Consider the following 209-nt stretch of genomic DNA (forward strand, 5'->3'; position numbering starts at 1 on the left):
CTGGAAACTCTGTAGTAAAGACTGTTTTATAGACCTCATTAAAAGGTACAAAGTCATTCATATCACTTAAGAAACAAGTGGTTTTCACCACGTGGTCAAAGTCTGTACCAGCCTCTTCCAAAATAGCCCCAATGTTCTTTAAGACTTGCTCTGTTTGTTCTTGGATGGTTTCGCCAATGATTTCGCCTGTTTCAGGTGACAAGGGAACT

1 protein-coding gene is annotated in these 209 nt (G+C 40.2%); it reads right to left on the reverse strand.

Going from position 1 to position 209, the window contains the following annotated elements; translation table 11 throughout:
* Nucleotides 1–209, reverse strand: a 209-nt coding sequence (locus LIZ87_RS22300; RefSeq protein WP_264468139.1) for a Rid family hydrolase, incomplete at both ends; no start/stop codon positions are given.

Source organism: Lacrimispora sp. 210928-DFI.3.58, from assembly GCF_020554865.1.
GTDB lineage: Bacteria > Bacillota > Clostridia > Lachnospirales > Lachnospiraceae > Enterocloster.